27 protein-coding genes are annotated in these 26,048 nt (G+C 62.2%); 1 reads left to right on the top strand and 26 read right to left on the bottom strand.

The window, feature by feature from the left end:
* Window positions 1-35 precede the first annotated feature (35 nt).
* The gene (locus HMPREF9161_RS07910) at window positions 36-1,697 is read right to left on the bottom strand and encodes a ShlB/FhaC/HecB family hemolysin secretion/activation protein (RefSeq protein ID WP_037348684.1); all 1,662 of its coding nucleotides are present in this window, start codon (window positions 1,695-1,697) and stop codon (window positions 36-38) included.
* 184 nt (window positions 1,698-1,881) lie between these two features.
* Here HMPREF9161_RS07910 and HMPREF9161_RS07905 point away from each other — a divergent pair, with 184 nt between their 5' ends.
* A complete protein-coding gene (locus HMPREF9161_RS07905) occupies window positions 1,882-2,340 on the top strand; it encodes a low molecular weight protein-tyrosine-phosphatase (protein WP_009729151.1) in 459 nt (152 codons plus the stop codon).
* A 103-nt stretch (window positions 2,341-2,443) separates the two neighbouring features.
* On the opposite strand, the gene HMPREF9161_RS07900 is transcribed toward HMPREF9161_RS07905, so the two are convergent.
* The 25 genes from HMPREF9161_RS07900 to ilvB form a co-directional block, all read right to left on the bottom strand.
* Entirely contained in the window at window positions 2,444-4,285 is a 1,842-nt protein-coding gene (locus HMPREF9161_RS07900; RefSeq protein WP_009729150.1) for a cation-translocating P-type ATPase, read from the bottom strand.
* 188 nt (window positions 4,286-4,473) lie between these two features.
* Window positions 4,474-5,784, bottom strand: coding sequence for a porin (locus HMPREF9161_RS07895; RefSeq protein WP_009729149.1), 1,311 nt, complete (start codon window positions 5,782-5,784; stop codon window positions 4,474-4,476).
* Window positions 5,785-5,829: 45 nt separating this feature from the next.
* The gene (locus HMPREF9161_RS07890; protein WP_009729148.1) at window positions 5,830-7,332 is read right to left on the bottom strand and encodes an ABC transporter substrate-binding protein; all 1,503 of its coding nucleotides are present in this window, start codon (window positions 7,330-7,332) and stop codon (window positions 5,830-5,832) included.
* 30 nt (window positions 7,333-7,362) lie between these two features.
* Window positions 7,363-8,142 carry an ABC transporter ATP-binding protein gene (locus HMPREF9161_RS07885; RefSeq protein WP_009729147.1) on the bottom strand — a complete coding sequence of 260 codons (780 nt, stop codon included), beginning with the start codon at window positions 8,140-8,142 and terminating at the stop codon, window positions 7,363-7,365.
* Window positions 8,139-8,339, bottom strand: coding sequence for a hypothetical protein (locus HMPREF9161_RS10090; protein ID WP_009729146.1), 201 nt, complete (start codon window positions 8,337-8,339; stop codon window positions 8,139-8,141). Before HMPREF9161_RS10090 ends, HMPREF9161_RS07885 begins: the two co-directional genes overlap by 4 nt.
* A gap of 5 nt (window positions 8,340-8,344) precedes the next feature.
* Window positions 8,345-8,926: an ATP-binding cassette domain-containing protein gene (locus HMPREF9161_RS07880; protein WP_009729145.1), complete on the bottom strand. Its 582-nt coding sequence runs from the start codon at window positions 8,924-8,926 to the stop codon at window positions 8,345-8,347.
* Window positions 8,923-9,777, bottom strand: coding sequence for an ABC transporter permease (locus tag HMPREF9161_RS07875; RefSeq protein ID WP_009729144.1), 855 nt, complete (start codon window positions 9,775-9,777; stop codon window positions 8,923-8,925). The genes HMPREF9161_RS07880 and HMPREF9161_RS07875 overlap by 4 nt, the downstream gene beginning before the upstream one ends.
* Window positions 9,774-10,712 carry an ABC transporter permease gene (locus HMPREF9161_RS07870; RefSeq protein ID WP_009729143.1) on the bottom strand — a complete coding sequence of 313 codons (939 nt, stop codon included), beginning with the start codon at window positions 10,710-10,712 and terminating at the stop codon, window positions 9,774-9,776. The genes HMPREF9161_RS07875 and HMPREF9161_RS07870 overlap by 4 nt, the downstream gene beginning before the upstream one ends.
* Window positions 10,713-11,340: 628 nt before the next feature.
* Complete coding sequence (locus tag HMPREF9161_RS07865) at window positions 11,341-12,966, bottom strand: peptide chain release factor 3 (RefSeq protein ID WP_009729142.1); 1,626 nt, start codon at window positions 12,964-12,966, stop codon at window positions 11,341-11,343.
* A gap of 16 nt (window positions 12,967-12,982) precedes the next feature.
* Window positions 12,983-13,735: an exodeoxyribonuclease III gene (locus HMPREF9161_RS07860; RefSeq protein WP_009729141.1), complete on the bottom strand. Its 753-nt coding sequence runs from the start codon at window positions 13,733-13,735 to the stop codon at window positions 12,983-12,985.
* Window positions 13,736-13,749: 14 nt separating this feature from the next.
* The gene (gene lepB / locus HMPREF9161_RS07855) at window positions 13,750-14,277 is read right to left on the bottom strand and encodes a signal peptidase I (RefSeq protein WP_009729140.1); all 528 of its coding nucleotides are present in this window, start codon (window positions 14,275-14,277) and stop codon (window positions 13,750-13,752) included.
* A gap of 63 nt (window positions 14,278-14,340) precedes the next feature.
* A complete protein-coding gene (gene rplS / locus HMPREF9161_RS07850; protein WP_009729139.1) occupies window positions 14,341-14,682 on the bottom strand; it encodes a 50S ribosomal protein L19 in 342 nt (113 codons plus the stop codon).
* Window positions 14,683-14,846: 164 nt separating this feature from the next.
* Window positions 14,847-16,592, bottom strand: a complete 1,746-nt coding sequence (locus HMPREF9161_RS07845; RefSeq protein ID WP_009729138.1) for a diguanylate cyclase — start codon at window positions 16,590-16,592, stop codon at window positions 14,847-14,849.
* Window positions 16,593-16,655: 63 nt separating this feature from the next.
* Window positions 16,656-17,747 carry a 3-dehydroquinate synthase gene (gene aroB / locus HMPREF9161_RS07840; RefSeq protein ID WP_009729137.1) on the bottom strand — a complete coding sequence of 364 codons (1,092 nt, stop codon included), beginning with the start codon at window positions 17,745-17,747 and terminating at the stop codon, window positions 16,656-16,658.
* Window positions 17,748-17,750: 3 nt separating this feature from the next.
* Window positions 17,751-18,272, bottom strand: a complete 522-nt coding sequence (locus HMPREF9161_RS07835) for a shikimate kinase (protein ID WP_009729136.1) — start codon at window positions 18,270-18,272, stop codon at window positions 17,751-17,753.
* Complete coding sequence (aroC, locus tag HMPREF9161_RS07830) at window positions 18,269-19,438, bottom strand: chorismate synthase (protein WP_009729135.1); 1,170 nt, start codon at window positions 19,436-19,438, stop codon at window positions 18,269-18,271. Before aroC ends, HMPREF9161_RS07835 begins: the two co-directional genes overlap by 4 nt.
* A gap of 71 nt (window positions 19,439-19,509) precedes the next feature.
* A complete protein-coding gene (gene pilO, locus HMPREF9161_RS07825; protein ID WP_009729134.1) occupies window positions 19,510-20,061 on the bottom strand; it encodes a type 4a pilus biogenesis protein PilO in 552 nt (183 codons plus the stop codon).
* A 9-nt stretch (window positions 20,062-20,070) separates the two neighbouring features.
* On the bottom strand, window positions 20,071-21,258 hold the full coding sequence (locus HMPREF9161_RS07820) for a PilN domain-containing protein (RefSeq protein WP_009729133.1): 1,188 nt from the start codon (window positions 21,256-21,258) through the stop codon (window positions 20,071-20,073).
* On the bottom strand, window positions 21,236-21,700 hold the full coding sequence (locus HMPREF9161_RS07815; RefSeq protein WP_009729132.1) for a hypothetical protein: 465 nt from the start codon (window positions 21,698-21,700) through the stop codon (window positions 21,236-21,238). Before HMPREF9161_RS07815 ends, HMPREF9161_RS07820 begins: the two co-directional genes overlap by 23 nt.
* Entirely contained in the window at window positions 21,687-22,199 is a 513-nt protein-coding gene (locus HMPREF9161_RS07810) for a hypothetical protein (protein ID WP_009729131.1), read from the bottom strand. The genes HMPREF9161_RS07815 and HMPREF9161_RS07810 overlap by 14 nt, the downstream gene beginning before the upstream one ends.
* Window positions 22,183-22,572: a hypothetical protein gene (locus HMPREF9161_RS07805; RefSeq protein WP_009729130.1), complete on the bottom strand. Its 390-nt coding sequence runs from the start codon at window positions 22,570-22,572 to the stop codon at window positions 22,183-22,185. Before HMPREF9161_RS07805 ends, HMPREF9161_RS07810 begins: the two co-directional genes overlap by 17 nt.
* Window positions 22,572-23,069 (bottom strand): Tfp pilus assembly protein FimT/FimU, encoded by a 498-nt coding sequence (locus tag HMPREF9161_RS07800; RefSeq protein ID WP_009729129.1) that lies wholly within the window; start codon window positions 23,067-23,069, stop codon window positions 22,572-22,574. Before HMPREF9161_RS07800 ends, HMPREF9161_RS07805 begins: the two co-directional genes overlap by 1 nt.
* Window positions 23,069-23,308: a prepilin peptidase gene (locus HMPREF9161_RS10215; protein ID WP_369791785.1), complete on the bottom strand. Its 240-nt coding sequence runs from the start codon at window positions 23,306-23,308 to the stop codon at window positions 23,069-23,071. The genes HMPREF9161_RS07800 and HMPREF9161_RS10215 overlap by 1 nt, the downstream gene beginning before the upstream one ends.
* A 345-nt stretch (window positions 23,309-23,653) precedes the next feature.
* Entirely contained in the window at window positions 23,654-24,082 is a 429-nt protein-coding gene (locus tag HMPREF9161_RS07790; protein ID WP_037348680.1) for a competence type IV pilus major pilin ComGC, read from the bottom strand.
* Complete coding sequence (gene ilvB / locus HMPREF9161_RS07785; protein ID WP_009729126.1) at window positions 24,060-25,724, bottom strand: biosynthetic-type acetolactate synthase large subunit; 1,665 nt, start codon at window positions 25,722-25,724, stop codon at window positions 24,060-24,062. The genes HMPREF9161_RS07790 and ilvB overlap by 23 nt, the downstream gene beginning before the upstream one ends.
* Between the last annotated feature and the right edge of the window lie 324 nt (window positions 25,725-26,048).

The raw sequence follows: 26,048 nt of genomic DNA, 5'->3' as shown, positions 1-26,048 counted from the left end.
CCGTTGTCTCCGCCCACCGTCCCGGCGTGCCGCGGCTACCAAATCTTGCCCATGAGGAACCAAACGCGTCCCGACGCGGCATTCTTCGGCGATACCAGCGTATCGAGCCCGATCCGGCGGGCATAGTCGAGACGCGCGAACCAATCGCCCGGATTGCTGTACGCCGCGCCGACGCCCCAGCCGCGCAGCGTCATGCGGTTGGTTGTCCCCGCAAGGTGGCTGCGGCTGAGCCAAACCGTGCCGGCGTCATAGAACGTACTGAGCGTGAGTCCGCGCAGCGGCGTGTGCCAGCGCAGCTCCGCCGTGCCGAGCAGCCCCTCGTCGCCCGACGCCTCGCCCTGCGCGTAGGCACGCACGCCGTTCGGCCCGCCAAGATAGAAATCCTCCGAGCTGTCGAGATTCTGCCACGCCTTTTGCCCCGACAGTTTGACCATGAGATCCGTCGCATTGCCGAGCCGCTGCACCGCCGTCATATCCGCTTCGAGTTTCTCATAGGCGCCCTCGTTCGTTCGATTGATCATGCCAAGAATATTCGTATACGTCGAATCGTAGGACAGATGCCCGAGCGTCAAGTTCATATTATAGTTGAGCAGGAGGCCGCGCATCCGCCGCATCCCGACGAGCCCCGCATAGACGCTGTGCGTATGCTTTTTCCCTTCCAGATCAAACCCCGTGATATCGTCGTTCAAATCGCGGTAGTTATAGCCGTAGCGGAATGTGAGGCTGCGGTTCGTCATGTGATAGAGCGGCGCCTGCCCGAAGAGCGTCAGCGTCAGCGAATTCCCCTCCGCGCCGATCGCCGCGAGCGCGCCGCCGACCTTATAGTTCATCCGCGAAACGCCGAGGCCGAACGTCGTGCCTCCATGACCGACGACCGTCTCATAGTTCACATAGAAATTGCGGAGGCTCCCGTTCGAGACGATCGCGCCTGCGCTCACTTTATCCCCCGCGCCCGACGGATCATAGAGCGTCTCCTGCAGCCCGTAGCGGTAGCGCCCCGTGCTCGTACTGCCGTAGTTCTCGACATAGAACACCGTATTCGACTCCTTCGAGTCCTCGATCCGCACGGTCAGATTACTGGTGCCGAACGAAGCCCCTGGGCTCAGCACGCCGACCGCGCGCGCCCCGGTCGCATCCGAGACCGAATAGAGCGCCGTCTCCAGCTTTGCCGTGGTGATGATATCGTCCCGCTTCAGCCCCGCGATGATGCGCTGCGCCACGGGCGTCTTGAGTCTGCTGTTGTTCTCAATCCGGATATCATTGTAGCGCCCCGGAATAATGCGCAGGACAATCACGCCGTCCATGCTCTCCTGCGGCGGAAGATAGGCCGCGGCGGCAGGATAGCCGTGCGTACGGCAGTACGTCGTCAGCGCGTCGACCGTACGGCGCAGATCCGCGATGGTCTTGCCGGAGCCCATCCCCTCTTCGAGAATCCGCGAAAGCTCTTCCTTGTCGAGATTCAATTCCGGCGCCTCAAGAACGAAATTCTCCACCGTGAAGTGCGCCTCAAAATCATCCTGCCGATATGTCGGCGTCCGATCCTCGACGCCGATCTCCGGCCGCACCGCCTGATCCGCGATGTCCTCCCCCGGGCGCGCCAGCGACGGCGCGGCGCAGACATTCGTCCCCGCGCCGGCAATCGCCGCACAGAGCAGCGCCGCAAAACCTCCGCGCACCGCGGCCTTCCTCTTTCTCACATCTCCGGCTTTACACACGATCGAAACTCAACTCCCACATGATACTTTGCCCAGTTTGCCGTTTCATTCGTATTCTAGCATCTTCATATACAAAAGACAAGCGGCGGCGGTTGCGATACGCCGACTTTTACGATAGAATCGCAATATGGCCGAGATGAACCTTGAACCGATGAGGAGGCTGCCTATGAAGAAAATTTTATTCGTCTGCCACGGCAACATCTGCCGCTCGCCGATGGCGGAGTTCGTCATGAAATCCCTTGTGCGCGCGGCGGGCATCGCGGATGAGATCAGCGTCGAATCAAAAGCGATGCGCGCGGACGAGATCGGCAGCGACACCCACCGCGGCACCCGGGAGGTCCTGCGCGCGCACGGCATTCCTTTCACGAAGCGAAGCGCCGCGCTCATGCGGCGCGAGGATTACGATGCCTACGACTGCATCGTCGGCATGGACAAAGAGAACATGCGCGATCTTGACCGCCTCACAAACGGCGATCCCGCGGGCAAGACGCATATGCTCCTCTCCTTTGTCGGCGAACGCCGCGATGTCGCCGACCCGTGGTACACGGGCGACTTCGAAACAACCTACCGCGATGTCGACGCGGGATGCCGCGCGCTGCTTGTGCGGCTCATGGAGGAAAAATAATAGATACGGCACAACGGGGCTGTTGCACAACTAGAGTGCAGCAGCCCCGTTTCCGATGCGCGTTTGATTTTCCCCTAAGTCATATGCGGCAGAACCTTTGCGCTCAGTCATCCCGCGCGCGCAGCAGGAGCGCCGCGTTCACGACGACAAGAACCGATCCCGCGTTGTGCCAGAGGGCGCCCGTGACGGGCGTCAGCAGGCCGAGCGCCGAGAGCGCAACGGCAACGAAGTTGATGCAGAGGCCGAGGAAGATATTCTGCCGCACTTTCCGCATACAGCGCTCCGCCATCGCGAAGAGATGGGGGAGCCGCCGCACGCCTCCCGCAACGAGCACCGCGTCCGCGGACGCCGCCGCGATATCCGAGCCGACGCCGCCCACGGCGACTCCGACATAGGCCGCCTTCAGCGCGAGCGCGTCGTTGATGCCGTCGCCGACCATCGCGATGCGGCGCCGTTCGTCCGCAACATAGTTCATCTTATCGGCGGGGAGAAGGGCGCTCCTCAGCTCCGCAATCCCCGCCTGCGCGCCGATATGTTCCGCGGCGGCGGCGCTGTCCCCCGTGAGCAGGACGGTGTCGATGCCCCGCGCGTGCAGCGCAGCGACGACGGCCGCGGCCTCTGCGCGCAGCGTATCGGCGAGCGCGACGATGCCGATAATCTCGTCATCCACGGCAACGCAGCTGACCGTCGCGCCGTCCCGCGCATAGGCGGCGGCACGCTGTTCCGCCGTATCGGCCGCCGCATATTCTGCGAGCAGCGCTGGGCTCCCGACCGTAATCTTCCGGCGCTCGACCTCCGCTGTGATGCCGCGCCCCGCGCGCACCTGCGTATCCCGCGCCGACGGCAGCGGCATTCCATGCTCCAAATACGCCGCGACGACGGCGCGTCCCAGCGGGTGCTCGGAATGCTGCTCCGCGGCGGCGGCGAGCCGCAGAACCTCTTCGTCGGTATACGCGCCCGACAGCGCGCGTACGGCAACAACCCGAGGCGTCCCGTGCGTCAGCGTCCCCGTCTTATCAAAGGCGACGGTCTGAACCCGGGCAAGACGTTCAAGCGCGTCCCCCGTACGGATCAAAACGCCGTGACGCGTGAGGTTGCCGATGCTCGCCGCGACGGCCGTCGGCGTGGCGAGCACGAAGGCGCAGGGGCAGAAGACGACAAGCACCGTAACGCCGCGCACGAGCTCGCCCGTCCCCCACCAGACGAGCAGCGCACAGGCGAGCGCGATGCCGACGAGCCATGAGGCCCAGCGGTCGGCCAGCCGCACGATGGGCGCCTTTTTCGCATCCGCTTCACGCGCAAGCGCGATCATGCGTTGGAGGGAGGAATCCGTCGCGGCCTTCTCCGCCCGCATGGTAAATGTGCCGTAGGTGTTCACCGTGCCGCTGATGACAGCGTCGCCCGCACGCTTATCCACGGGCAGGGATTCGCCCGTCATGACGGCGGCGTCCACAGCGCTCTCCCCCGCCGTCACCGTACCGTCGACGGGTACGGTTTCGCCCGCGCGCACGACCAGCAGATCGCCGGCACGCACCTCCGCCGCGGGAACCGTCTCCTGCACATCCCCGCGCAGGCGGTGCGCCGCCTGCGGCGCAAGCGCCGCAAGTCCCTCGAGCCCCGCACGCGCCCGCGCGACCGTCCAGTCCTCAAGCAGCGTGCCGATCTGCATGATGAGCGCGACCTCGCCCGCGGCGAAATACTCCTTCGTCAGCAGCGCGGCGATGAGGGCGAGCGAGACGAGGACGCCGGCGCGGATGTCAAACCCGTCCATGATGCCGCGCCCCGCGACATAGAGAATGGGAACGCCGCACAGAATGACCGCAATCCATGCGGGATCGGCGGGCAAATCGGGAACCCCCGCAAAGCTCATCGCGAGCGCCGCCGCCGAAACGCCGGCGCAGAACGTCGTCGGACGCGGCGCACTTTTGAGCCACGCTTCGATCATCGTATTTCTTCCTCCGCTATATATCAAAAATATCAAGTTCATTCAATCCGGGACATAGCCTACAATATAATCGCAAAATGTGCAAGCCCCGACGCACACGGATATCAATAACGGCGAACAAACGGAAACCGCGCGAAACGCATGCGTTTCGCGCGGTCTCCGCCGTATATCAGGCAGTCTTCAGTTATTTACCAGAACATCTGCACACGCGTATAGAGCGTCTCGGCGGATTTTCCGGTGTTCAGCGACTTGCCGTGGAAATATCCGACGTCGATGTTCGTGTTCATCATCGGCGCGAAGCTGCCGCCGACGACCCAGCCCTTCGTTCCGAACTCCCCGTCATGTACGGGCGTCTTATACGTCTGCCGGTGGATCTCATAGGTCGGCATGAGCGTGCTGTAGCCGCCGAGGCGGCGGTAGGCGACATACGCGCCCCACGAGCCCGGATCCTTCGTATTGGATCCCTTGTAGTTCAGCTGGAAGTTATACGACCGATTGTAATTGTCCGCCTCGGTATTTTCCGCAAAGCGTGCGGCAAGGGCGACGTTCTTCGTAAAGCTGTACTTGGCGCCGACCGACCAGATAGACGCCCGATTGCTCGTCCCGTTCCTGCGGTACTGCGGCAGCAGCCGGAACGTCTCCGCCTCCCAGCGGCGATACGCGACGCCCGCCTGCAGCTTACCGTTCGCATAGTCGATGCCGATCCCCTGATGGTTCGACGTGTCGCCGCCCGCCGGCACATAGCCGGAGATCCCGACGTGCGCGCTCTTCATGTTCCAGCGCCCCGCCTCCGCCATGACCTTGATCTTCGAGCCGTAGGTGACGATGCCGCCCGAGAACCACGAATCGGCGACAAGGCCGTCGTCGGAGTACGACCAGAAATGGGACATCTTGCCGAGCTGAATGCGCAGCTTGTCATAATTGCCGTCTGCGTAGAGATAGCTGAGCGCCACATTGCCCGCCTGGTCCTTGGCGAGGGCGGTGGTCCCCGTCAGACGCGCCTTGACGCGCCAGTTTTTATTGATTTCCGCATTCGGCAGAATACGGATCTGGAGCATATTCGTATTGTGCTTATCCTTCACGCCGTCCGTGCGCTCGTCGCGGTAACTCAGGTAGACGTAGCGCAGCTCGCCTTCCCACTTCACCATATCGGCGTTGCGCTCGAGGTTCGAGACGCGGACGCCGAGATTGTTCAGCTCGTCCGCGAACTCCGCCGCAAGGCGGTCGACCAGCGCGCGGTCCGATGCGGACAGGTCGCCCTTCGCCATCGCGCGCGCCGTCATCTGCGCCATCTCGTAGCGCGTGATGGAGCGGTCGCCGCGGTAAGTGCCGTCGCCGTAGCCTTCGACGACGCCGTCCGCCGCGAGCTGCGTCACGGCGTCGTACGCCCAATGGTCGCGCGGGACATCGCTGAACGGGTTCGCCGCGGCCGCGGCAGAGGAAGCAAACGCGCCGATGAGCGCCGCGCCGACGAGCGCGCTGAGAACATGTTTTTTCATAAAATCCGGCCTTCCCTTTCTCAAATCAAAAGCTCTATGCAATGCCTACTCGACCGTGACATCTTTGGTCAGCAGATAGTAATCCAAGGGGAAAATCTTGACGTTCTTGACATTTGATTTGCCCGCCAGGATTGTCATCGGCGCCGTGAGGAACAGCGTCGGCTGGTCCTCGATCAGCTGCCGCGCCGCGGCCTTCACGAGCTCGTCCTTGCGCGCGGGATCCATCGCCGTCGCCATCTCGTCAAGGATCGCGTCGAACGCGGCGCTCTTATAGTGCCCGCGGTTGGACGTGCTGTCGGAGTAGAACATGCCGCGCAGCCACGAATACGGATCGTTCGTCGCCGCGACCGCCCAGTCCTCCTCCAGCAGATCGAAGCCGCCGACGGAGTCCACCTTATCCGGCTCCTGCACATGGATCATCTTGACATCGACGCCGCCCTCGCGCAGCTGCGACTCAATCGCCTCGTAGAGGGTGGTCTTGTCGCCCCACGTCGCAAACTTCAGCGTCAGCGGCTGTCCGTTTTTCTCATACATCCCCTGCGCATTTTTGGTATAGCCAGCCGCAGCAAAGGCCGCATCCGCTTTGGCAGGATCGTGCGTGATCTTCTCCCCGGGATGACCGTACGGAATGCTCGGCGGGAACGGCTCGCCCGCCGCGACCGCATTGCCGTACACCTCCGCGAGGGCCTCGCTGTCAAAGAGATAGGCGAGCGCCGTGCGCAGATTCTTGTCGCCGAGCACGCCCTCCTCGTTCGTCGTCAGCATCTGCACGCGCACGCCGGTCGTCTCATAGATCCCGTAGTTCGCATTATTCTCGAAAAGGGAGCGGTTCGCCGCCGAAAGGCGCTGGATGAGATCGAACTCTCCCGACTGGAGCGCCATCGCGCGCGACGCGTCGTCCTCGACATTCTTGACGGTGACGGTTTCGAGGCCGGGCGTGCCGTCCCAATAGTGCTCGTTGCGCTTCAGCTGGATCTCTACCCCCTTGGTCCAGTCCGTGATCGTATAGGGACCCGTGAGCACAGGCGTAGAGGCAACCTTCGACAGATCCGCCTGCGTGTTCACGATGATGAATACGGGATCCGAAAGACTGGAGACGAACGAAGCATAGGGCGTCGTCGTCACAAAGACGAGGTCTTCCCCCTCCACGCGCATTTCCTTGATGCGTGCGATCTTCTTCGCCCGCTCGTTTTCATTCATGCTGCGCTCAATGGAGGCCTTGACCAGTTCCGGCGTCATCGGATCGCCATTCTGGAACTTCACGCCCTGACGGATATGGAACCGCCACGTCACGGGATCGACATTCTCCCATTTGTCCGCGAGCTGCGGAATAAACTCCATATGCTCGTTGACCGCAACGAGCGTCTCGCCCGCGCCGATGCGCGTCAGCGTCCAGCTGTCCCACGCGTGCGCGGGATCGAGCGTCTCGCCGAACCACCAAATCGCAAGATTGAGGTGGCCCGCCGTCGTCTTCATCGCGTTTCCGCCGCAGCCGGCGAGCGCCAAAAGGCTCACGCCGAGCAGAAACATGGACAGTATTCGTTTCATCAAAAAACCTCCTGAACCAAATAAACCCCTTCATAAAAGCTGCTGCGCGTGCAGAAGCGCCCGCGTCGCCGCATGCTGCGCGTGCAGAAGCGCCCGCGTCGCCGCATGCTGCGCCTGCGTGAGCCGCGCCGCATCAAGCGTCTCGGCAAACTTCCCCTCATAGAGCACGCAGACGCGCTGCGCAACCCGCTGCACCGCGCCGAGATCGTGACTGACGAACAGCCCCGCAAAACGGAACCGCTTCCGCAGATCGGCGATGAGATCGAGGATCTGGCGCTGCGTGATCACATCGAGCGCGCTCGTCGGCTCGTCAAAGAGCAGGATGTCGGGCTGCTGGAGCAGCGCCCGCGCGATGATGACGCGCTGCAGCTCGCCGCCCGACAGCTGATGCGGGAGCGCATCCAGCACGCGCGGCGGAAGCTGCACCTCACCGAGCATCGCGGCGACGCGCTCCTCCAGATCCCCCCGCGCCGCCTCCTTATCGTATGCCAGCGCGCTGCGGAAAAATTCCCGCATCTGCATGCGCGGGGAAAATGCCTCGCGCGGATCCTGAAACACCAGCCGGACGACGCCCCAGTAGGAGACCGATCCGCTGTCCGGGCGCTCGATCCCCGCGATCACGCGAAAGAGCGTCGACTTGCCGGAGCCGCTGGCCCCCACGATGCCGACCATCTCGTCGCGCACCACCGAGAGCGACACCCCCCGCAGCACGTCGAGCATCCCCTCGCGCGTCCGAAAGGATTTGCGCACATCCTGTACCGTAAGCACGGCGGCGGTCCGCTCCCGATCCTTCATCTCCTTCCCGTTCACGGCCGCACCTCCAATACCGCAGACAGCAGTTCCTTTGTATAGGCATCGGCGGGATGCGCCGTGACATCCGCCGTTTTCCCCGTCTCCACCACGCGCCCGCCGCGCAGAATCAGCAGCCGGTCCCCGAGATAGGCGCCCGCACGGATATTGTGCGTAACGAAGATCAGCGCGGCCCCCGCCTCTTGATAGGTCTTCATCCGATTCAGAAAATCGAGCGAAGCGATCGGGTCGAGCGCGCTGGTCGGGGCTCGTCGAGCAGGATGAGCCGCGGCGAAAGCGAGAGCGTCATGGCGATCGCCACGCGCTGCCGTTCCCCGCCCGAGAGCTGGAACGGATAGGCCGCAAGCACGCGCTCCGGCGCCGGAAAGGCCACGCGCTGCAGCCGTTCCGTCATGAGCGGCATCCACTGCGCCCGCGGCACATCGTGGGCCTGCAGGAAGTCCTCATACTGGCGCCGCACGCGCAGGTGACAGCTTAGAAAATTGCCGGGGTTTTGAAACACCATCGCAATCTCGCTGCCGAGCACCTTTTTGCGCGCCGCGTCGTCGCCCAGGAGATCCGTCCCGCGGTAGCGTATCTCGCCGCCGAGCACACGGCCCTCGTGCGGAAGGATGCCCAGAATCGCACGCAGGAGCGTCGACTTCCCAGAGCCGCTCGCGCCGATGACAGAGAGAGACTCCCCCGCCGCAAGTTCGACGCAGACATCGCTCAGCACGGATTCGTGCGCTACCTCGATAAAGAGATGCGACACGGAAAGCAGCGGCGCTTGATGCCGTTCGTTCATGCCTCCTGCGCCTCCTTTCCGCCGCGCTCCCAGCGCGGCTCAAAGATGTCGCGCAGGATGTCCCCCATCAGGCTGAAAATGACCACCGTCACAAAGATGGCAAGCCCCGGGAACATGAGCAGCCACGGCGCCGTCTGCATATAGTCCTTCGCGCCCATGAGGAGCATCCCCCATTCCGGCGTCGGCGGCTGGATCCCAATGCCGATGAGGGAAAGGCCCGCGACGGTAAGAATGATATCGCTCAGATGCTGAAAGAAAAACACCAGCATCTGCGGGATGACATTCGGCAGCACATAGCTGCGCAGCCTGCACGAAAAGGGAATGCCAGAAACATCCGCATAGCGCACATACCACTTCTCCCGTTCCGTGCGGACGATCGTCCGTGTGATGCGCGCATACTCCGCCCACGTCGTGATGAGGATCGCAGCGATGATGTTGAACACGCTCGGTCCAAGAAAGCCGACCAGAGCGACGAGAAAGACCCGGCTCGGAAACGCGAGGAAGAAATCGATGATCCCCGTACAGACGAGCTGCGCACGCCCCCGCGTCATCGCCATCGCAGCCCCGACGCCGATGCCGAAAGCCGCCGAGAGCACGCCGCTCACAATCGAGACCATGAGGCTCGCCTGTCCGCCGACGAGCACCCGTGCGAGGAGATCGCGGCCGAGCTGATCCGTGCCCATGAAATGCTGGGCCGACGGCGGCAGGAGCCGTGTCCCCGTATTCGTCGCATAGGCGTCGTAGGAGAGAAACGACGGCGCAGCGAACATCGAGAGAACCCACAGGATCAAGAGGACGACCAGCGCGACAAATGCCGGATCGCGCCGCATGCGCGCAAAAAAGAGACTCATCCCCGCACCTCCTGTTCACGCACCTGCGGGTTCAGCCATAGACAGAGCATATCCGCCGCCATATTCACGAGGATGAAAATGCCCGCCCCCCAGAGCACATACGCCTGCATCAGCGTAAAATCATTGTTCTTGATCGCCTCCACCATGAGGAAGCCCATGCCCCGCCAGCCGAAGATCGACTCGATGACCACGGTGCCGCCCAGCAAATTGCCGAGGGAGATGCCCAGCATCGTGAGCACATTCGGCAGCGCGTTCGGCATGAGATACCGCCAAAGGATCACGCGGTCGGACAGCCCAAGCGCACGCGCGCCCGTGATATAGTCCTTCATATGCTCTTCGAGCAGCGCCCCGCGCAGACGGCGGACATAGAGCCCCACATAGTAGACCGCGAGCGCAGCCGACGGAAGGATCAGCCCCTGCAGGCCCGTCGTATGGATGGGCAGCAGGGATAACTGCACCGAAAAGACATAGATGAGAATGAGCGCCAGCCAGAATGTCGGTATCGTGATGCCGATGAACGAGCCGAAGCGGATGATCAAGTCGAGCGGGCGCCCGTGAAAGCGAAACGCCGCGATCGCGAGCGGCACGGAAATCACGATCGACAATATCATCGCGCATACCGTGAGGAGGACACTGTTGGGAATCGCGTCGGCCAGCAGCGACGACACCGGCATGCTAAAGAGCAGCGAGTATCCGAGATCCCCCGCGAGGATATCGCGCATCCACGCGAAATACTGCACCCACAGCGGCTCGTCCAGCCCGTAGTGCGCGCGCACCTCCGCGATCAGTTCCGGCGTCGGCACAATCCCCGACCGGATCATGTAGAGCTTCACAGGGTCCGACGACGACGTGTGCATGAGAATGAACGTGATCACAGAGAGCAGGAACAGAATCACGAGCATCATGAGAAAACGCCGTAAAATCATACGCCACATATTTTTTTCCTTTCCCCATAGTCCCCATATCGCCGCCCCCCTGACCGCGGCAATATAAAAGCCCCTCTGCAAACGCAGAAGGGCCTGTCAAACAAGCGAACAGAGCGTCCTCATCCCTTCCCGGCTGCACGCGAATACAGACGTAAGTCTCCGGCAGCAGCGATGCCCTTGCGTCGTCCGGGGAGATACCCCCCGCGCAAAAGCCCCGGCACACCGGCCGATATCGACGTGTATACAACTCCTATTCATACAGTATAGGCTGTGTTCGGCGGGATGATGCCGATACACAAATCGGATGCTCTGCGAACGGTCGGCATATCATGCCGCCGTCCTCTCTATGAATTTTATCTGATTGCAGTATAGCTTATGCCAAGAACCATTGTCAATACTTACCATTCCCCGGGACATGAAAAAACCGTACCAAACGCGACGTTCGCGCGGGTACGGCAGAGTACGCTGCTATAAAACGGGCTAGGCACGAAAATCCCGCCTTGCGCCGCCACCTAAGTGACGCGGAAGTTTCGATGCATAGCAAGGAATGAGGAGAAGGCGAGGGAAGGCGTAGTTTTAGACCTACGTCGACCGAAGTATTCGACGAAATGACACAGCTAGGCGCGAAAATCCCGTGTCACGCCTTATTCCTATCGAAAGGCACTTGACCTAATTCCAACTCCGGATTATTTTCGCGAATCCACCCGAGCGCCCACTCGTTATTCACGAGGAGGACGGGGTTGCCGTTCCTGTCATGAACGAACATGCCGCGGTCGGCGCCGCGCAGGTCGGAGGGCCTAACGGCGCGTCCGTCGGGGAACGCGAGCCAGCGCGCGGTTTCGAACGGCTGCATCTGCATGGTGATGTCGACGTTGTATTCGTTCTTGAGCCGATATTCGAGCACCTCGAACTGGAGCGTGCCGACGGTGCCGACGATGTAGCTGTCGAGTCCCGCGCCGACCTGTTCAAAGAGCTGAATTGCCCCCTCCTGCGTGAGCTGTTCGATGCCTTTGACGAACTGCTTGCGCTTCATCGTGTCCTTTGCGGCGACGCGCGCGAACCGCTCGGGCGGGAACACGGGGAAGTCCTCGAATTTGAACTTGTGCGCGGGGTCGCAGAGGGTGTCGCCGATGCCGAACACGCCGGGGTCAAAGAGTCCGACGATGTCGCCCGGATACGCCGTGTCGATGATCTGCCGATCCTGCGCGAGGAACTGCTGCGGCTGCGCGAGTTTGACGAGTTTGCCGCTCGGCGCGTGCCAAACGGTCATATTCCGGTCGAACTTCCCTGAGGAAATGCGGATGAACGCGAGGCGGTCGCGGTGCGCGGGATTCATGTTCGCCTGTATTTTGAACACGAATCCTGAGAACCGCTCGTCGTCGGGTTCGATCACGCCGTCCGAGGACATGCGCGGCGCGGGCGGCGGCGCGAGGCGGATATACGCTTCGAGAAAGTTCTGCACGCCGAAGTTCGTCATGGCGGAGCCGAAGAACATCGGCGTTAATTTTCCCGCGGCGACCGCCGCCGCGTCGAACGTCTCGCCCGCCGCGCGCAGCAGCTCGATGTCGTCTGTGAGTGCAGCGGCTGCGTCTGCGCCGACGCGCTCCTTCCACGCGGGATCATCGGGGGCGAATATCTCGGAAGAACGCGTCTCCTGTCCGTGCGTGCTGTCCTCGGCGAAGAGTTCGATGCGGTTCTTCTCGCGGTCGTAGACGCCGCGGTAGGTGCCGTCGGTGCCGATCGGCCAGTTCATCGGATAGGAGCGAATGCCGAGCACGCTTTCGAGTTCGTCCATGAGGTCGAGCGGCGCCTTGCCGAAACGGTCGAGTTTGTTGATGAAGGTAAAGATGGGAATGCCGCGCTGGCGGCAGACGCGGAAGAGTTTCCGCGTCTGCGCTTCGACGCCCTTCGCCGCATCGAGAATCATGACGGCGCTGTCGACCGCCATGAGCGTGCGGTAGGTGTCCTCGCTGAAATCCTGATGTCCCGGCGTATCGAGGATGTTGATGCGATAGCCGTCGTAATCGAACTGGAGGACGGATGAGGTCACGGAGATGCCGCGCTGCTTCTCGATCTCCATCCAGTCGGAGACGGCGTGCCGCTGCGTTTTGCGCGACTTGATGGAGCCCGCGAGATGGATGGCGCCACCGTAGAGGAGGAGTTTTTCGGTGAGCGTGGTCTTGCCCGCGTCCGGATGCGAGATGATCGCGAACGTGCGCCGCTTTGCGATCTCCGCCGCGAGCTCTTCTTTTAACGTAGCCATGAATCTTCCTTCGGATTTAGGATAATGTCAGCGAGACGGGGCAGTGATCGCTCCCGAATATGTCCGCGTGAATCTCCGCGGCGGCGACGCGCCCGCGCAGTTCTTCGGAGACGAGGAAGTAGTCGATGCGCCATCCCGCGTTCGTCTCTCGCGCGTGGCGCAGGTACGACCACCACGTATAGGCGCCGCGTCTATCAGGGTAGAGCGCGCGGAAGGTGTCGACGAAGCCCGCCGCGAGGAGTTCGCCGAATTTGCCGCGCTCCTCGTCGGTAAAGCCCGCATTGTGCCGGTTGCTCTTGGGGTTCTTGAGGTCGATTTCCTTATGCGCGACGTTCAGGTCGCCGCAGACGACGACGGGCTTTTTCGCGCGCAGGTTGAGCAGGAACGCGCGAAACGCGTCCTCCCACGCCATGCGGTAGTCGAGGCGTTCGAGCGCGCGCTTTGCGTTCGGCGTGTAGACGGTCACGAGGTAGAGTTCCTCAAACTCCATCGTAATGACGCGGCCCTCATCGTCATGTTCGGGGGCGCCGATACCATACGCGACAGACAGCGGCTGCACGCGCGTAAAGATCGCGGTGCCCGAGTACCCCTTTTTCTCCGCGCTGTAAAAATACTGCTCGTAGCCCGGCAGGTCGAGAATCGCCTGCCCCTCCTGCATTTTCGTCTCCTGCAGGCAGAAGGCGTCCGCGTCCAGCGCCTTGAACGACTCCATAAAGCCCTTCTTGAGCGCGGCGCGCAGGCCGTTGACGTTCCATGATACAAAACGCATGAGAGTCCTCCCGGTTAGAGCGTCTTATAGGAGGACAGCGGCCAGAAGACGAGTACGGCCTTACCCTTAATCAGGTCGTACGGAACAAAGCCGACGTCCGCAAAGCGGCTGTCCTCGGAGTTGTTGCGGTTGTCGCCCATGACGAAGATATGCCCCGCGGGGACGGTTGTCTTGGGATATTCGCTCCGCGTCTTTTCGAGGATATAGTCCTCGACGAGGAGCTGATCGTTGACGAGCACGCGCCCCTCGCGGATCTCGACGGTATCGCCGGGGGTCGCGATCACGCGTTTGATGAAGTCCCGGCTCGGATCGCGCGGGTACTGGAAGACGAGCACCTCGCCCTTTTCGGGCGCGCGGAACCGATAGATGAATTTATTGACGACAAGGCGCTCCGCCGACTCGAGCGTCGGGCGCATCGAGGGGCCGTCCACAACGTAGAGTTCGACGATGAAGGTGCGAATGAACATCGCGAGCGCGACGGCGAAGACGATGGAAATCGCCCAGTCTTTGATTTCGGAGACGGTCTTATTTTCCTTTTCCATAACATCCTCCTCTCATAACAGCAAAAATAGGGACTGCCGAAGCAGTCCCCATCGCTCTTACGATCAGCGCTTTTCCCGAATGCGGGCAGCTTTACCCGTGAGACCGCGCAGGTAGTAAAGTTTCGCCCGGCGAACGATGCCGCGGCGCGTCACCTCGATCTTTGCGATACGCGGGGAGTGCACGGGGAAGAGACGCTCGACGCCGACGCCCGATGCGATCCGGCGCACGGTGAAGGTCTCGCGGACACCCATGCCCTGGCGTCCGATCACGACGCCCTCGAATACCTGAATGCGTTCGCGCGTGCCCTCGACGATACGGGCATGAACGCGGACGGTGTCGCCCGGTGCAAACTGCGGAATGTCTGAGCGAAGCTGTTCCTTCTCCAGGATCTCGATGATATTCATTGTTTTCCTCCTTCGATCGGACGTTCACGGACGCCCTCTGCGCCCGGCGGACCATCCACACACATACCTAGTGACTATAGCATAAGATAGAATTTGACGCAAGAAAAATTTTTCAACACGACGATGCGTTTGAGCGCTGCTCAACGCCCGGCACGAGGCGGCGCCTACTCCCGCTTCGGCGGCTTCGACGTGCGTTTCGGGGCATAAGTCTCCCAGTCCGGCTCGCAGGCAACGCGGTTGCGCCCGTTCTGTTTCGCCGCGTAGAGAGCGGTGTCCGCGCGCTTGACCATACGCTCCGCCGTGTCCTCGTCGCTGCCGTACCATACGCCGACGCCGCCGCTGCACGTGATCCGATCCTGCGGGTGGAGAGGTTCCTCGGAGACGGCTTCGCGAATGATGTTGGCAAATGCCGTCGCCTGCGCGCCGTCATAGTGCAGGCAGAGGAGGATGAACTCCTCGCCGCCCCAACGGATGAACACATGGCGCCGATCGAGGAACGTACGGATCGTACGGGCAAAGTTCATGAGGACGGCGTCGCCGGCATCGTGCCCATAGGTATCGTTGATCCTCTTAAAATGGTCGATATCGAACATGATGAGAGAGAACGGCTCCCTCGTGTCGCGGGCGATCCGCATGAACTCCTTGACCGCCGAACCGAATTTATTGCGGTTGTAACATCCCGTCAGAGGATCGACCTCCATGCGCTTCGTCACGGCGTCCACCTGGCTCTCGAGCGACGCGGAAAGGTTCGAGAGATAGCGTTCGTTTTCCGCACGGTCCAGGATGAGCCGCACGATGAAGAACGCGATCGTATAGATGCCGAACGGCAGCAAGTACGTATTCCATGAAAATAGGCGGAACTGGAAGGACAGCCCGTCAATCACGGCAAGCACGGAGAGCACGGCGAATGCGATAAGGATCGACCGGCAGTGCGCGTTGCCGTTCTTATGCGCATGCCAAAGCCAATATCCCATCGGAATGCCGCACGCCGCCAGCGCCGGGAAGAAGAAAAACCGCATCGCATACATGCCGTGCAGCCCCGCTAATTCGAGCCCTCCGGCGAGGAGAAGAATCACGACATAAACGCATGAAACACGCAGAATGCGCGGTTTATATTCCGCATCGATGATGCGGTAGATGAGGATCTGTCCCGCCAGAATAATAAGGTAGGCGGACGCCGTCTCCACGTACCACCAGAATATCGGAAAATCGAGCCAGAGCAGCATGAGACTGGACGAACTGATCATCCAAAAGAAAAATACCGCAAGAAAGGCGATCAGGCGCACATAAATGTCACGCAGTTTCTTTTCCGTAAAAAAGTATACGCCGATCAGCATCATGAAGATCAAAAGCGCCGTAACACCGCTGACATATGGAAAATCGCAGATAAAAAGATGCTCGATCAGACGCGACGTCCTGTCCATCCGAATGCGGTCGAACTGCCCCAGCACCCGGGGGTTATCGGAGTACACCTGCATGATGAGATGCTGCCCCGCCGCCCATGTGGGGAGGTTGACGAGGTGCCACTTGCGGCCGTAGGAATACGGGCGGTAGTCGAGATCCCCATAGCGATAGATCGCGATCCCATCCAAAAACACCTGCACGGACTGATCCGTCGTCGAAAAGAAAAGGCTTTCGTCCACCGCCGTATCGAGCGGAATGAGGACCCGTACCCAAACGTAACGCGCGCCGTCGGGAACGGGAACGCCGTACTGCGGATTGAATTGCCGCCACTGCCCGTCGTTCGGCGAGAAATTCGGCGGCCTTTTTGCGGGCGTCTGCGGTATCGGCGTGCGCTCCGTCCAATACTCCCATTCCAAGGGGGTTCCGGATGCCGAAACGGGGTGCCCGGCGCATAACAAAACGGTAACGAGCAGAAGGCCGAACAACGAACACAGATACGCATGCATACGCTCGCCTCCCCGTTTATATCATGATCATTCGTCAAAAAATAGGCTTCCCTTAAGCGCCCTTCAATGTACCGTGCAAACTTTGATCAATGCGCGGCGCACAACATCCTCGGGCACATCCGCGCACACCCGCACGCTGCCGATTCCCTGCGCCAGAACCCAGTGGATACGTCCGTCCACGGTCTTTTTATCGTGAAAGAGATCCGCATACATCGCATCCGGCGTCACACCCGCGGCACGCAGCGGCAGGCCCATCTGCGCAACGATCCGCTCGATGCGCGCACGGTCCGCAGGGGGGAGCAGCCCCATCTCTTCGCTGATATAAGCCGCCCCGATCATGCCAATCGCGACCGCTTCACCGTGCCGGTAGCGCGTATAGCCGGTCTCCGTCTCGACCGCATGGGCGATCGTATGGCCGAAGTTGAGGATGCGCCGCAGTCCGTTCTCACGCTCGTCCCGGCGCACAACGTCCGCCTTGATCTCGCAGGAACGCGCAATCATATGAACGGCCGCCTCACGCTCAAGCGCGAGTATCTCATCGCGGTGTGCGGCAATCCATGCGAAAAAATCCGCATCGTAGATGACGCCGTATTTGATGATCTCCCCGAGCCCCGCCGCAACTTCACGCGGCGGCAGCGTCTCGAGGAACCGCAGTTCCATAAAGACCGCTGCGGGTTGATAGAACGCGCCGATGAGGTTCTTGCCCATCGGATGGTTGACGCCGACCTTGCCGCCGACGCTTGAATCCACCTGTGCAAGCAGGCTGGTCGGCAGCTGTACAAACGGTACGCCGCGCATATACGTCGCGGCAACAAAGCCCGCAAGATCTCCCACCACGCCGCCGCCGAGCGCAAAGATCGGCGATTTCCGATCCAGGCCCAGCTCGATGGCCCGCGTGTAGATGCGGTTCGCCTCATCCAGCGACTTCGAAGGCTCCCCCGCGGGAACCGTCACGATATCCGCCGCGACCCCCGCCTCCGCGAGAATCCCGGCGATCCCATCCGCACAGTGCGGACCGACCTCGGCGTCCGTGACAATCATGCCTCGATGCGAGAAGTCCGCCGCACGGACAAATGCCGCGAGTTCGTCTCCGATCCCGCAGCCGATATAAATGTGATAGCTGCGCTCTTTGAGTGCGACTTCTACCCTACGCATATTTTATTTTCTCCAGATTCGTATGGACTGCATAATGTGTTCCGCGATCTCGAGCGGCGCGCGCCCCGTCGTGTCCACCGTGATATCGGCGCCTTCATAGAGATGCCGTCGGTCTGCGAGGAGGCTCTCGATCGCCGCGCGCCGATCTCCCGCGTCCGCGCCGTCCAGCACGGGACGCTCCCCGCACCGGGCGGTGCGCGCAAGGATGGTGTCGACATCCGCCGTCAGAGCGACGATGATGCCGCTCCTGCGCAGCGCGGCGATATTCTCCGCATCCTTCACCACGCCGCCGCCCGTCGCGACGACGAGATTGCCGCGCGCGGCAGCGGCCCGCACCGCTTCCTTTTCCCGTGCGCGGAAATACGGCTCGCCGTACCGGGCGAACATCTCCGGAATGGACATGCCGCCCGTTTCTTCAATTTTCCTATCGAGATCGTGAAAGGCGCAGCCGAGACGCCCGGCGAGCAGGCGGCCAATCGTGGTCTTGCCCGTCCCCATAAAGCCGATCAGGACGACGTTCTTCATGCGTTCTGCCACCTGCCGTCTATACGAGAGCGATACGCCGCAACGGACGCGGCAAGGTCTGTCATGGTGTCCGCATGGAACATCTCACAGACGGCATCTGCAAGGACAAAGGAGACCGCGGCCTCGCCGACGACGGAGGCTGCGGGCACGGCGCAGCAGTCGCTGCGTTCCTTCGCCGCCGATACTTCTTTCTTCGCAACGAGATCGATCGTCCGCAGCGGCGCCATGAGCGTCGGGATCGGCTTCATCACGGCGCGCACGACAAGGGTTTCGCCGTTCGTCATGCCCCCCTCGAGACCGCCCGCACGATTTGTGCGGCGGCAGGGGCGGCCGTCGTCGCCCATATAGATTTCATCATGGATCTCACTGCCGGGCGCATGTGCGCAGGCAAAGCCCGCGCCGATCTCCACGCCCTTGACCGCCTGAATGGACATGAGCGCGCCCGCGAGACGTCCGTCGAGCCGACGGTCCCACTGCACATGGGAGCCTAAGCCGACGGGAAGGCCGCGCACGAGGATCTCAAAGATTCCCCCGAGCGTATCGCCCGCCGCCTTTGCCTCATCAATCCGCTCCTTCATGCGTATCTCGGCGGCGGGATCACAGCAGGAAAGCGCCGCGCCGTTCGTCACGCCGATATCCGCTTCGCGGATCGCCGCGCGGTCCGCCGAAACGCCGCCGATCTCCGTCACATGAGAAACCACCGTAACGCCGAGCGCAGCGAGCAGCTGCCGGCAGACCGCGCCGACGGCGACGCGCATCGTCGTCTCGCGCGCGCTCGATCGCTCGAGGATATCGCGCGCATCGTCACAGTCATATTTGAGCGCGCCCGCGAGATCCGCATGTCCCGGCCGCACTGCCGTGACCTTCGGCCCCACGGGCGCACCGAAGGGATCCATGCGCTCCGTCCAGTTTTTAAAATCGCGATTGACCACTTGCAGCGTGAGGGGCGATCCGAGCGTCTCGCCGAACCGGAGTCCCGAGAGCACCTGAATGCGGTCCGTCTCGATCTTCATGCGGCCGCCGCGCCCGTAGCCGCGCCGGCGCCGCGCGAGCTGTCCGTCAATCGCCTCCCGCGCGACCGCAAGCCCCGCAGGCAATCCTTCCAGTATCGCGGTGAGCGCCGCGCCGTGCGACTCGCCCGCCGTGATAAACCGCAGTCCGCTCATGCCGTCCCCTTTCCGTGCAGATTCATGATCGTAATTATAATATATGCCATTTACGCCCCAAAGACAAGACTTTACTTTCCATTCCGCGGCGGTTCTTTCGTATTTTCCGCCGTGGAAGCGATTCTTACCGTAAGCGCACAATGCAGACCGCGCTCTTCCTCCTTCAGCTCCATATCGCCGAACTGAACGGCGCGCGGCCCCTCCGCAAGACTTTTCATAAAGTCCAAAATTTCGAAATAGCCGCCGTGAAAAGAGATTTCGATCGGCTGCACCGTCAGTTCATCCGACGTTTCAACCGCCTGAGGGACAACGGCGTCGAGGGTCACTCCCGCCGCGGACGCCGTGCGCTCTGCCGCCTGAATAAACGCGCCCTGCCCGAGCGACGCGGGCAGCGCTTCCGCACCCGTATTCCCCCGCGTACGCACGGCCTCCGCATCGTCGCCCGCGCCCGCGCGGTAACGCGCGAGCTCCGCCGACGCCGCACGCGCGGCCTCGAGTTCCGCCCGGGCCGCACGACATTCCGCTTCTATAAACGGTGCGATTAGGAAAAAGTAGATCAAGCCGAGCAGCACCGCGCCGACCGCAACGATTTGAACGCGCTCCGCCTCCGAAAAATAACGCATGCCGCCTCCCTACCAATCCGCGCGCAGCACAAAGCGGATCCGTGCCGGCGCTTCCGCAGCGCCGCGCTCCTGTGCCGCACGCTCCAGCCTGACGCCGCCCGTGAAGAACGCTCCCGCCTGCAGCCGGCTCATCATAGAGGCGAGCGCCTCGTAATGCGCGGCTTCCCCCTCCATGCGGAGCGTATGCCCTTCCGACGCGACGGAAAGAAACCGGATCCCGTCCTCCGTGACGCTCCCGAGATGGACGAGGACGGCGCGCCACGGCAGACTGTCCGCCAAGAACGCCGTCAAGAGACGCTCCCGCCGCACCGTATCCGCGCGCAGCGTCATATGTTCCTCCATACGGCGGCGGTCCGCCGCGTGGAGCGCAAGTTCCTCGCGCGCACGATCCCGTTCCCGCAGAACCGTCATATAGGCGCCCGCCTCCGCCGCAATCGCGCCAAGGAACGCAGCCGCCGACAGCACGGCAAGCGCGGCGGCCGCATACCGGCGCAGGCATGTCTTCGGGCGCATGCCGCCGGTCAAATAGAGTCTGCCGGGCGTATCTTTGCAAAAGAGCAGCCCCGCGTAGACGGCCGGCAGGACCGCCGCCTCCTCTACGGGATCCGTACGTTCCCACGGCAGTCCCAACATACGCGCCGCAGAGATCCGCTCCGCCAGTTCTCCGCCGTCGGCCGGACAGACGGTCAGACGGCGCAAAGAAAGGCCCTCCTGCGCAAAGGCCGAAAAAATCTCCCGGACGCGCGCAGCCGGAAGCGCCGCCGCTCGGCAGCGATGTACGGACGCCTCCGGCAGCACCGTATAGCAGAGGCACATCTCCTCGGGCAATGCGGCGTCACGCTCGTCCGCCGATGCACGCAGCGCCCACAATAACGCCTTGTGCAGTTCCCCGCCGGTCAGCGCCGCGGGCAGTTCCACGGTCCTCACCTCCGCTTCTGCGGCCGGCAGCGCGAGCGCCAGCGGCAGGTGCGTCCGCCCCATGCGCGAGAGTTCTTCCCGAACAAGCGCCGCAAGCCGGGCCGCACCGTCTCCGTCCATCCATACGGCCGGCGCCCTGCGCAGTTCCGTCACCGTCCATGTGCCGGCACCGTCCTCCGGCGCACACAGATACGCAAAGGCGATCCCATGCGCGGACGGATAGATCCCGACCGTCTCGCGCACGGGCCGCAGGATTTTAAAAAAAGCGCCGCCAAACATAGCGATGATCCTTCTCCTCCATGTACGCGCGTACGATTTTCCCGCGCACCCATCCTTCGCCGTCGTCGATGTGCGGCGCCGCATGATCCACAGCCGCGGCGATCAGGTAAAGCTGTCCCGGTGCGGGTGCCTCCGCAAAGACGCGTACCTCGATGTCCCCCGTCACGGGGATATCCGCGCACGCAAGCTCTATCCGTTCCCCCGGCGCCGGCAGCCCGTCGTAGGCATCGGCAGAAGCCTCAAGGGCCGCGGCCGCCGTCTCGACGCCGCTCTCGGCAGCCAGACGCAGCTGCGTCTCGCGCTCGTATTCCGCCGCGAGCACATTGCCGCCGCGCATAAAATGAACGCAGGCAAGCGCAAGCAAAACCAATACCGTGAGCACGCAGAGCCCGAGGACCGACACCGCGCCCCGCTCATCCCCGATGAAATCACGGGCGCGCATCTTTGCCCTCCCGTAGATATACCGCCGTCGCGAGCGTACACGTATGCCCCGTGACCGTGCTCTCCCCCGTCATACGGATGTGATAGAGACGCGGAAGCACGGCATCCTCCTCCACGACAAATTCCGAGATATGCACGCCCGCGCCTGCAAACGCGCCGGTCAGGGGAAACGATCCGTGGTTCAGGACAAGCTGTCCCTCGTCCACCCAATAACGGTCCAATGGGCGGCCGGTCAAGAGATTCCGGCGCATTTCATAGCCGTTTTGCCAACTTTTCCCGATGCGGTCCGAGAGGAGCGCGGACTCGACAACGCGGGCAAAGACAATCTGCATCTCCTGATGCAGTTCCGCATCCGCGGCCTGCTGCCGATAGGTCCTCCACCCCCACGCGGAGGCAAATGCAAGAAAGGTCAGGAGGAGGACGAAGATCGGCAGGCTGACGGCCAGCTCGGTTAAAATGATGCCGGATTCCCCCCGACGCCCGCTAGTTTCCGGCCGCATGACGCCCCCTCATCCTCCGCACATAATCCGCCGACCGCGCGCGCCCGCACACCGTCCATGAGATATGGAGCGTCACATCGTAAAATACATCTTTCCGTGCAACATCTGCCGATACCGTATAGACCGTATCGCTGCGCCGCACCTCAGTCACACCGCCGGACACGGTCCCCCCGGCATCGAGTTCCGCCGCACTCGCAGAGAAGCGTTCCCGCGCAAGCAGCGCCGCATCCGTACGCGCGCGCCCCTCGGCGTCGAGCAGCGCCGTCCGTGCAAAGAGACCGAGCACTGCCGCCGCAGCCAGTACGATGAGCCCGAGCGCAACGGTCTCGAGGAGGAGATACCCCGCCTCCCGTTCCCGTACGCCGCGCCGCATCAAAGCGCCCCCCGTTCGATCCGGATGCGCGCCGCGCGGTCGATCACAACGCTCACGAAATCCTCCTCATGCCCGCGGGCATAGATACGGATCGTCATATTTGCGCTTTGGCTCCATGCAACGTCGCCGTTGCCGCCAAACGCCGCGGGCCGATTCGTGAGATTGTGGCGGTGCAGGCGGATGAGCGGGAGCAGATCGTGTCTGCGGGCAATCCCCTCAACGGGATGACGGATATCGTAGCCGTCCGCACAGATGTGGAGGCTCGGATTGCGCGTGCCTGCTCTGTGCTGCTCAAGCACATAGAGGGGCATCGCCGTCGTACGGCTGACCGCCTGCACGCGGCGCAGCTCACTGACAAGATACGCCGCCTCATACGTCACGGCCGCACGCGCATAGATCGAGATCCCGATCGGGAGCGCGGCGCTAAGGATCACCGCGGCGACGGAGAGTCCGACGAGCATCTCGAGCAGCGCCATACCGCGCATTGCGCGCCGCATTAGAGCGCTCCCCAATAGAACCGCCACAGCATATCCCCCGCGGCAAATCCGACATAGCCGCCCACGGCGAGGCAGGGGCCGAACGGGATGGCGTCATGCCGTTTCCGCCGTTTCGTGAGGAGCAGCGCGGCAGCCGTAATGCCGCCCAGCATAAAGGCGGTCCAGACGGCGATAACCGCCGCCTGCCAACCCAGCCAGAGTCCAAGCCCGGCCGCGAGTTTGACATCGCCGCCGCCCATCCCTCCATGCGAGACAATATGCAGGCAATAAAATAAGACGCCGCAGCGTCCCGCCAATCAGCGCCTCAGCAAAAGGCGCCAAAAATCCCGCCGCCGAAAGCGCCGCCCCCAGCAGGGCAAACGGCAGCGTAATACAGTCATACAGAAAACCGTCCCGCACATCGAGAAAGGCGAGCCAAATAAGCGCCGCCGTAAACAGCGTGCCGCAGCCGGTACGTACGGTCGGCCCGCAAAATGCACAGAGGACGAACGCGCAAAGGCTCCATAAAACCGCGAGCGGCACACCCTGCCGCCGCTCAGGAAAAAGTCGCCCCGCCTCCTCCCGCATGCCTATGGCCTCCCATCTCACTCTTTCCTGCCGAATTCCTCCGCCGTCTTGTCGACGCATACGGCCCGGCAAACGCCGTCCACAGTCTTGATCGTATAGGAGGCGCCGTCCAGCGCAACCTCCGTACCGCCCGCGTGCGCTTTACCGGAAGGCGGTTTCAGATGCTCGATCTCCGTCACGTAATCCGCGAGATCTTTGATCGCCGTCGGATCCTTGCCCTTCGCCGTCTGATAGAGCACAATCGCCGTATCAAGAGCCGTGAGATCGGCCTGCACCTTCACCGTGTTCGCCGCCGCGATTGCCGACGAGAACCGCGGCACCGCAATCGCAAGGACGATGCCGAGAATCATCACGGCAAGCAGCGTCGAGAGCAGGGAAAATCCCGCCTGCCCCCGCTTGTCCTTTTCCCGTGCCCCCGCCGCGCTATTTAAAGTCGACAAATTCATCAATACGCGCACCGCCCTTCGCCATCGGCTCTACAAAACTGCGCCTGACATCCGCCACAATGACGCGCGGATGTTCCGTATCCTCCAACGCGCTGCGGAGCGCCGCGGCAAATTCCTCCTGTGTCGAAACGCCCGCCGCTCGGATGCCGAAACTCTCCGCGTATTTCACATAGTCCATCTCATGATCCAGATCGCACGCAATGTAGCGCTCGTCGTACAGTACCTTCTGCAGCTGACGGATCATCCCGAGCCCGCGGTTGTTGACGATGATGGAAATAATTGGGAGATTCATCCGCGCAATCGTATAGTATTCATTGCCCGTCATCTTAATGCCGCCGTCGCCCGCGATGTGGACCACACGGCGGTCCTTGCCCCACGCGATCTGCGCTCCCATCGCTGCGGGAAGTCCGTAGCCCATCGTGCCGAGTCCGCCCGAGGTGAGCCACGTCCGCGGCTCCTCCACGCGCAGATGGAGCGCCGCCCACATCTGGTGCTGCCCCACATCCGTCACATAGGCGTAAGGCCTGCCCGCCGTGCTCTGCACAATTTGATGGAGCGCCCACGGCACCGTCAAACGCCCCACATGGTAGTCGTAGTCGTACGTCTCACGCCATCCCCGGATCTGCTTCCACCATGCGGCGTGATCGCTCCGCGGAGCCTGCCTCATGAGCAGCTTGAGGATCGTGCGCATATCCCCGGCAAGGCCGAGACTGCCCGCGATATTCTTATCGATCTCGGCGGGATCGATGTCGATATGGATGAACTTTCGGTCTGCCGTATACTTGCTGAGATTGCCCGTCTGCCGGTCGGCGAACCGGCTCCCGACCGCAACGATAAGATCCGCCGCGCCGATGGCATAATTCGCCGCCTTTTCACCGTGCATCCCGGCAAAGCCGAGCATCTGCGGGTGCGTACTCGGCACGGCGCCCATGCCCATGAGCGTATGCACGACGGGGAGCCGATATTTTTCGATAAACGCGGCAACCTCCGCGGAGGTGCCCGCCGAGATGACCCCGCCGCCCACGATGACGAGCGGCCGCTTCGCCCGCACAATCTCCTCCGCCGCCTCCGCCGCACAGATGATAAAATCCGCGTCGGGCGTCCCGGGGCTTTGCACACAAGGCTCCCGCGCCTCGTACGCGACCTCCTCGCAGAAGAGATTGCGCGGCACATCCAAAAGGACAGGCCCTGGACGGCCGCTCCGCGCAAGCTCGAACGCCTTGCGAACGGTCGGCACGAGGTCTGCCGCCTGTTTGATCTTATAATTGTGCTTTGTAATGGGCATCGTCACGTCGAGGATATCCGTCTCTTGGAACGCATCGCGCCCGAGCATCGCCATATCCACTTGTCCCGTGACGGCGACCACCGGAATCGAGTCCATATAGGCCGTCGCAAGCCCCGTCACAAGGTTGGTCGCCCCCGGTCCCGAGGTGGCGATACAGACGCCGACGCGTCCCGTCGCCCGCGCATAACCGTCCGCCGCATGCGCCGCATTCTGCTCATGCGTCACGAGCACCTGCCGTATATCGTTCTGCGCATAGAGCGCGTCGTACAGCGGCAGGATCATTCCGCCCGGGTAGCCGAACAACGTATCCACACCCTGCTCCCGCAGACAGGCCAGAATCGCCTCCGCACCTCTCACACGCGCACACGCTCCCTATAACTAAGATGAGAATATTATAGCATATCCGAAAAAATAAACAAGTCTTGTTTTTATTTGGCAAGATGCATTTTAATCTAAAAGCCAACAATTTAAGAACCGCATCGACCGCAGGACTTTTCGCCGTGACGCAGCTATGCGCTAAAATCCTGCGTCTCCTTATGTAGGAAATCGCGGTGAAGCGAAAGCCCCGATGCATAGACGCAACCGCGACCTCAGTGACGCGGAAGTTTGGATGCAGAGCAAGGAACAAGAAAAATCCAAGGGAAGGCGTAGTCCATCGCCTACGTCGACCGCAGGATTTTT

The sequence above is a fragment of the Selenomonas sp. F0473 genome (assembly GCF_000315545.1).
Taxonomy (GTDB): Bacteria; Bacillota; Negativicutes; order Selenomonadales; family Selenomonadaceae; genus Centipeda.
The sequence above is the reverse complement of the archived record's forward strand: the minus strand, read 5'-3'. Positions and strand labels throughout refer to the sequence as shown.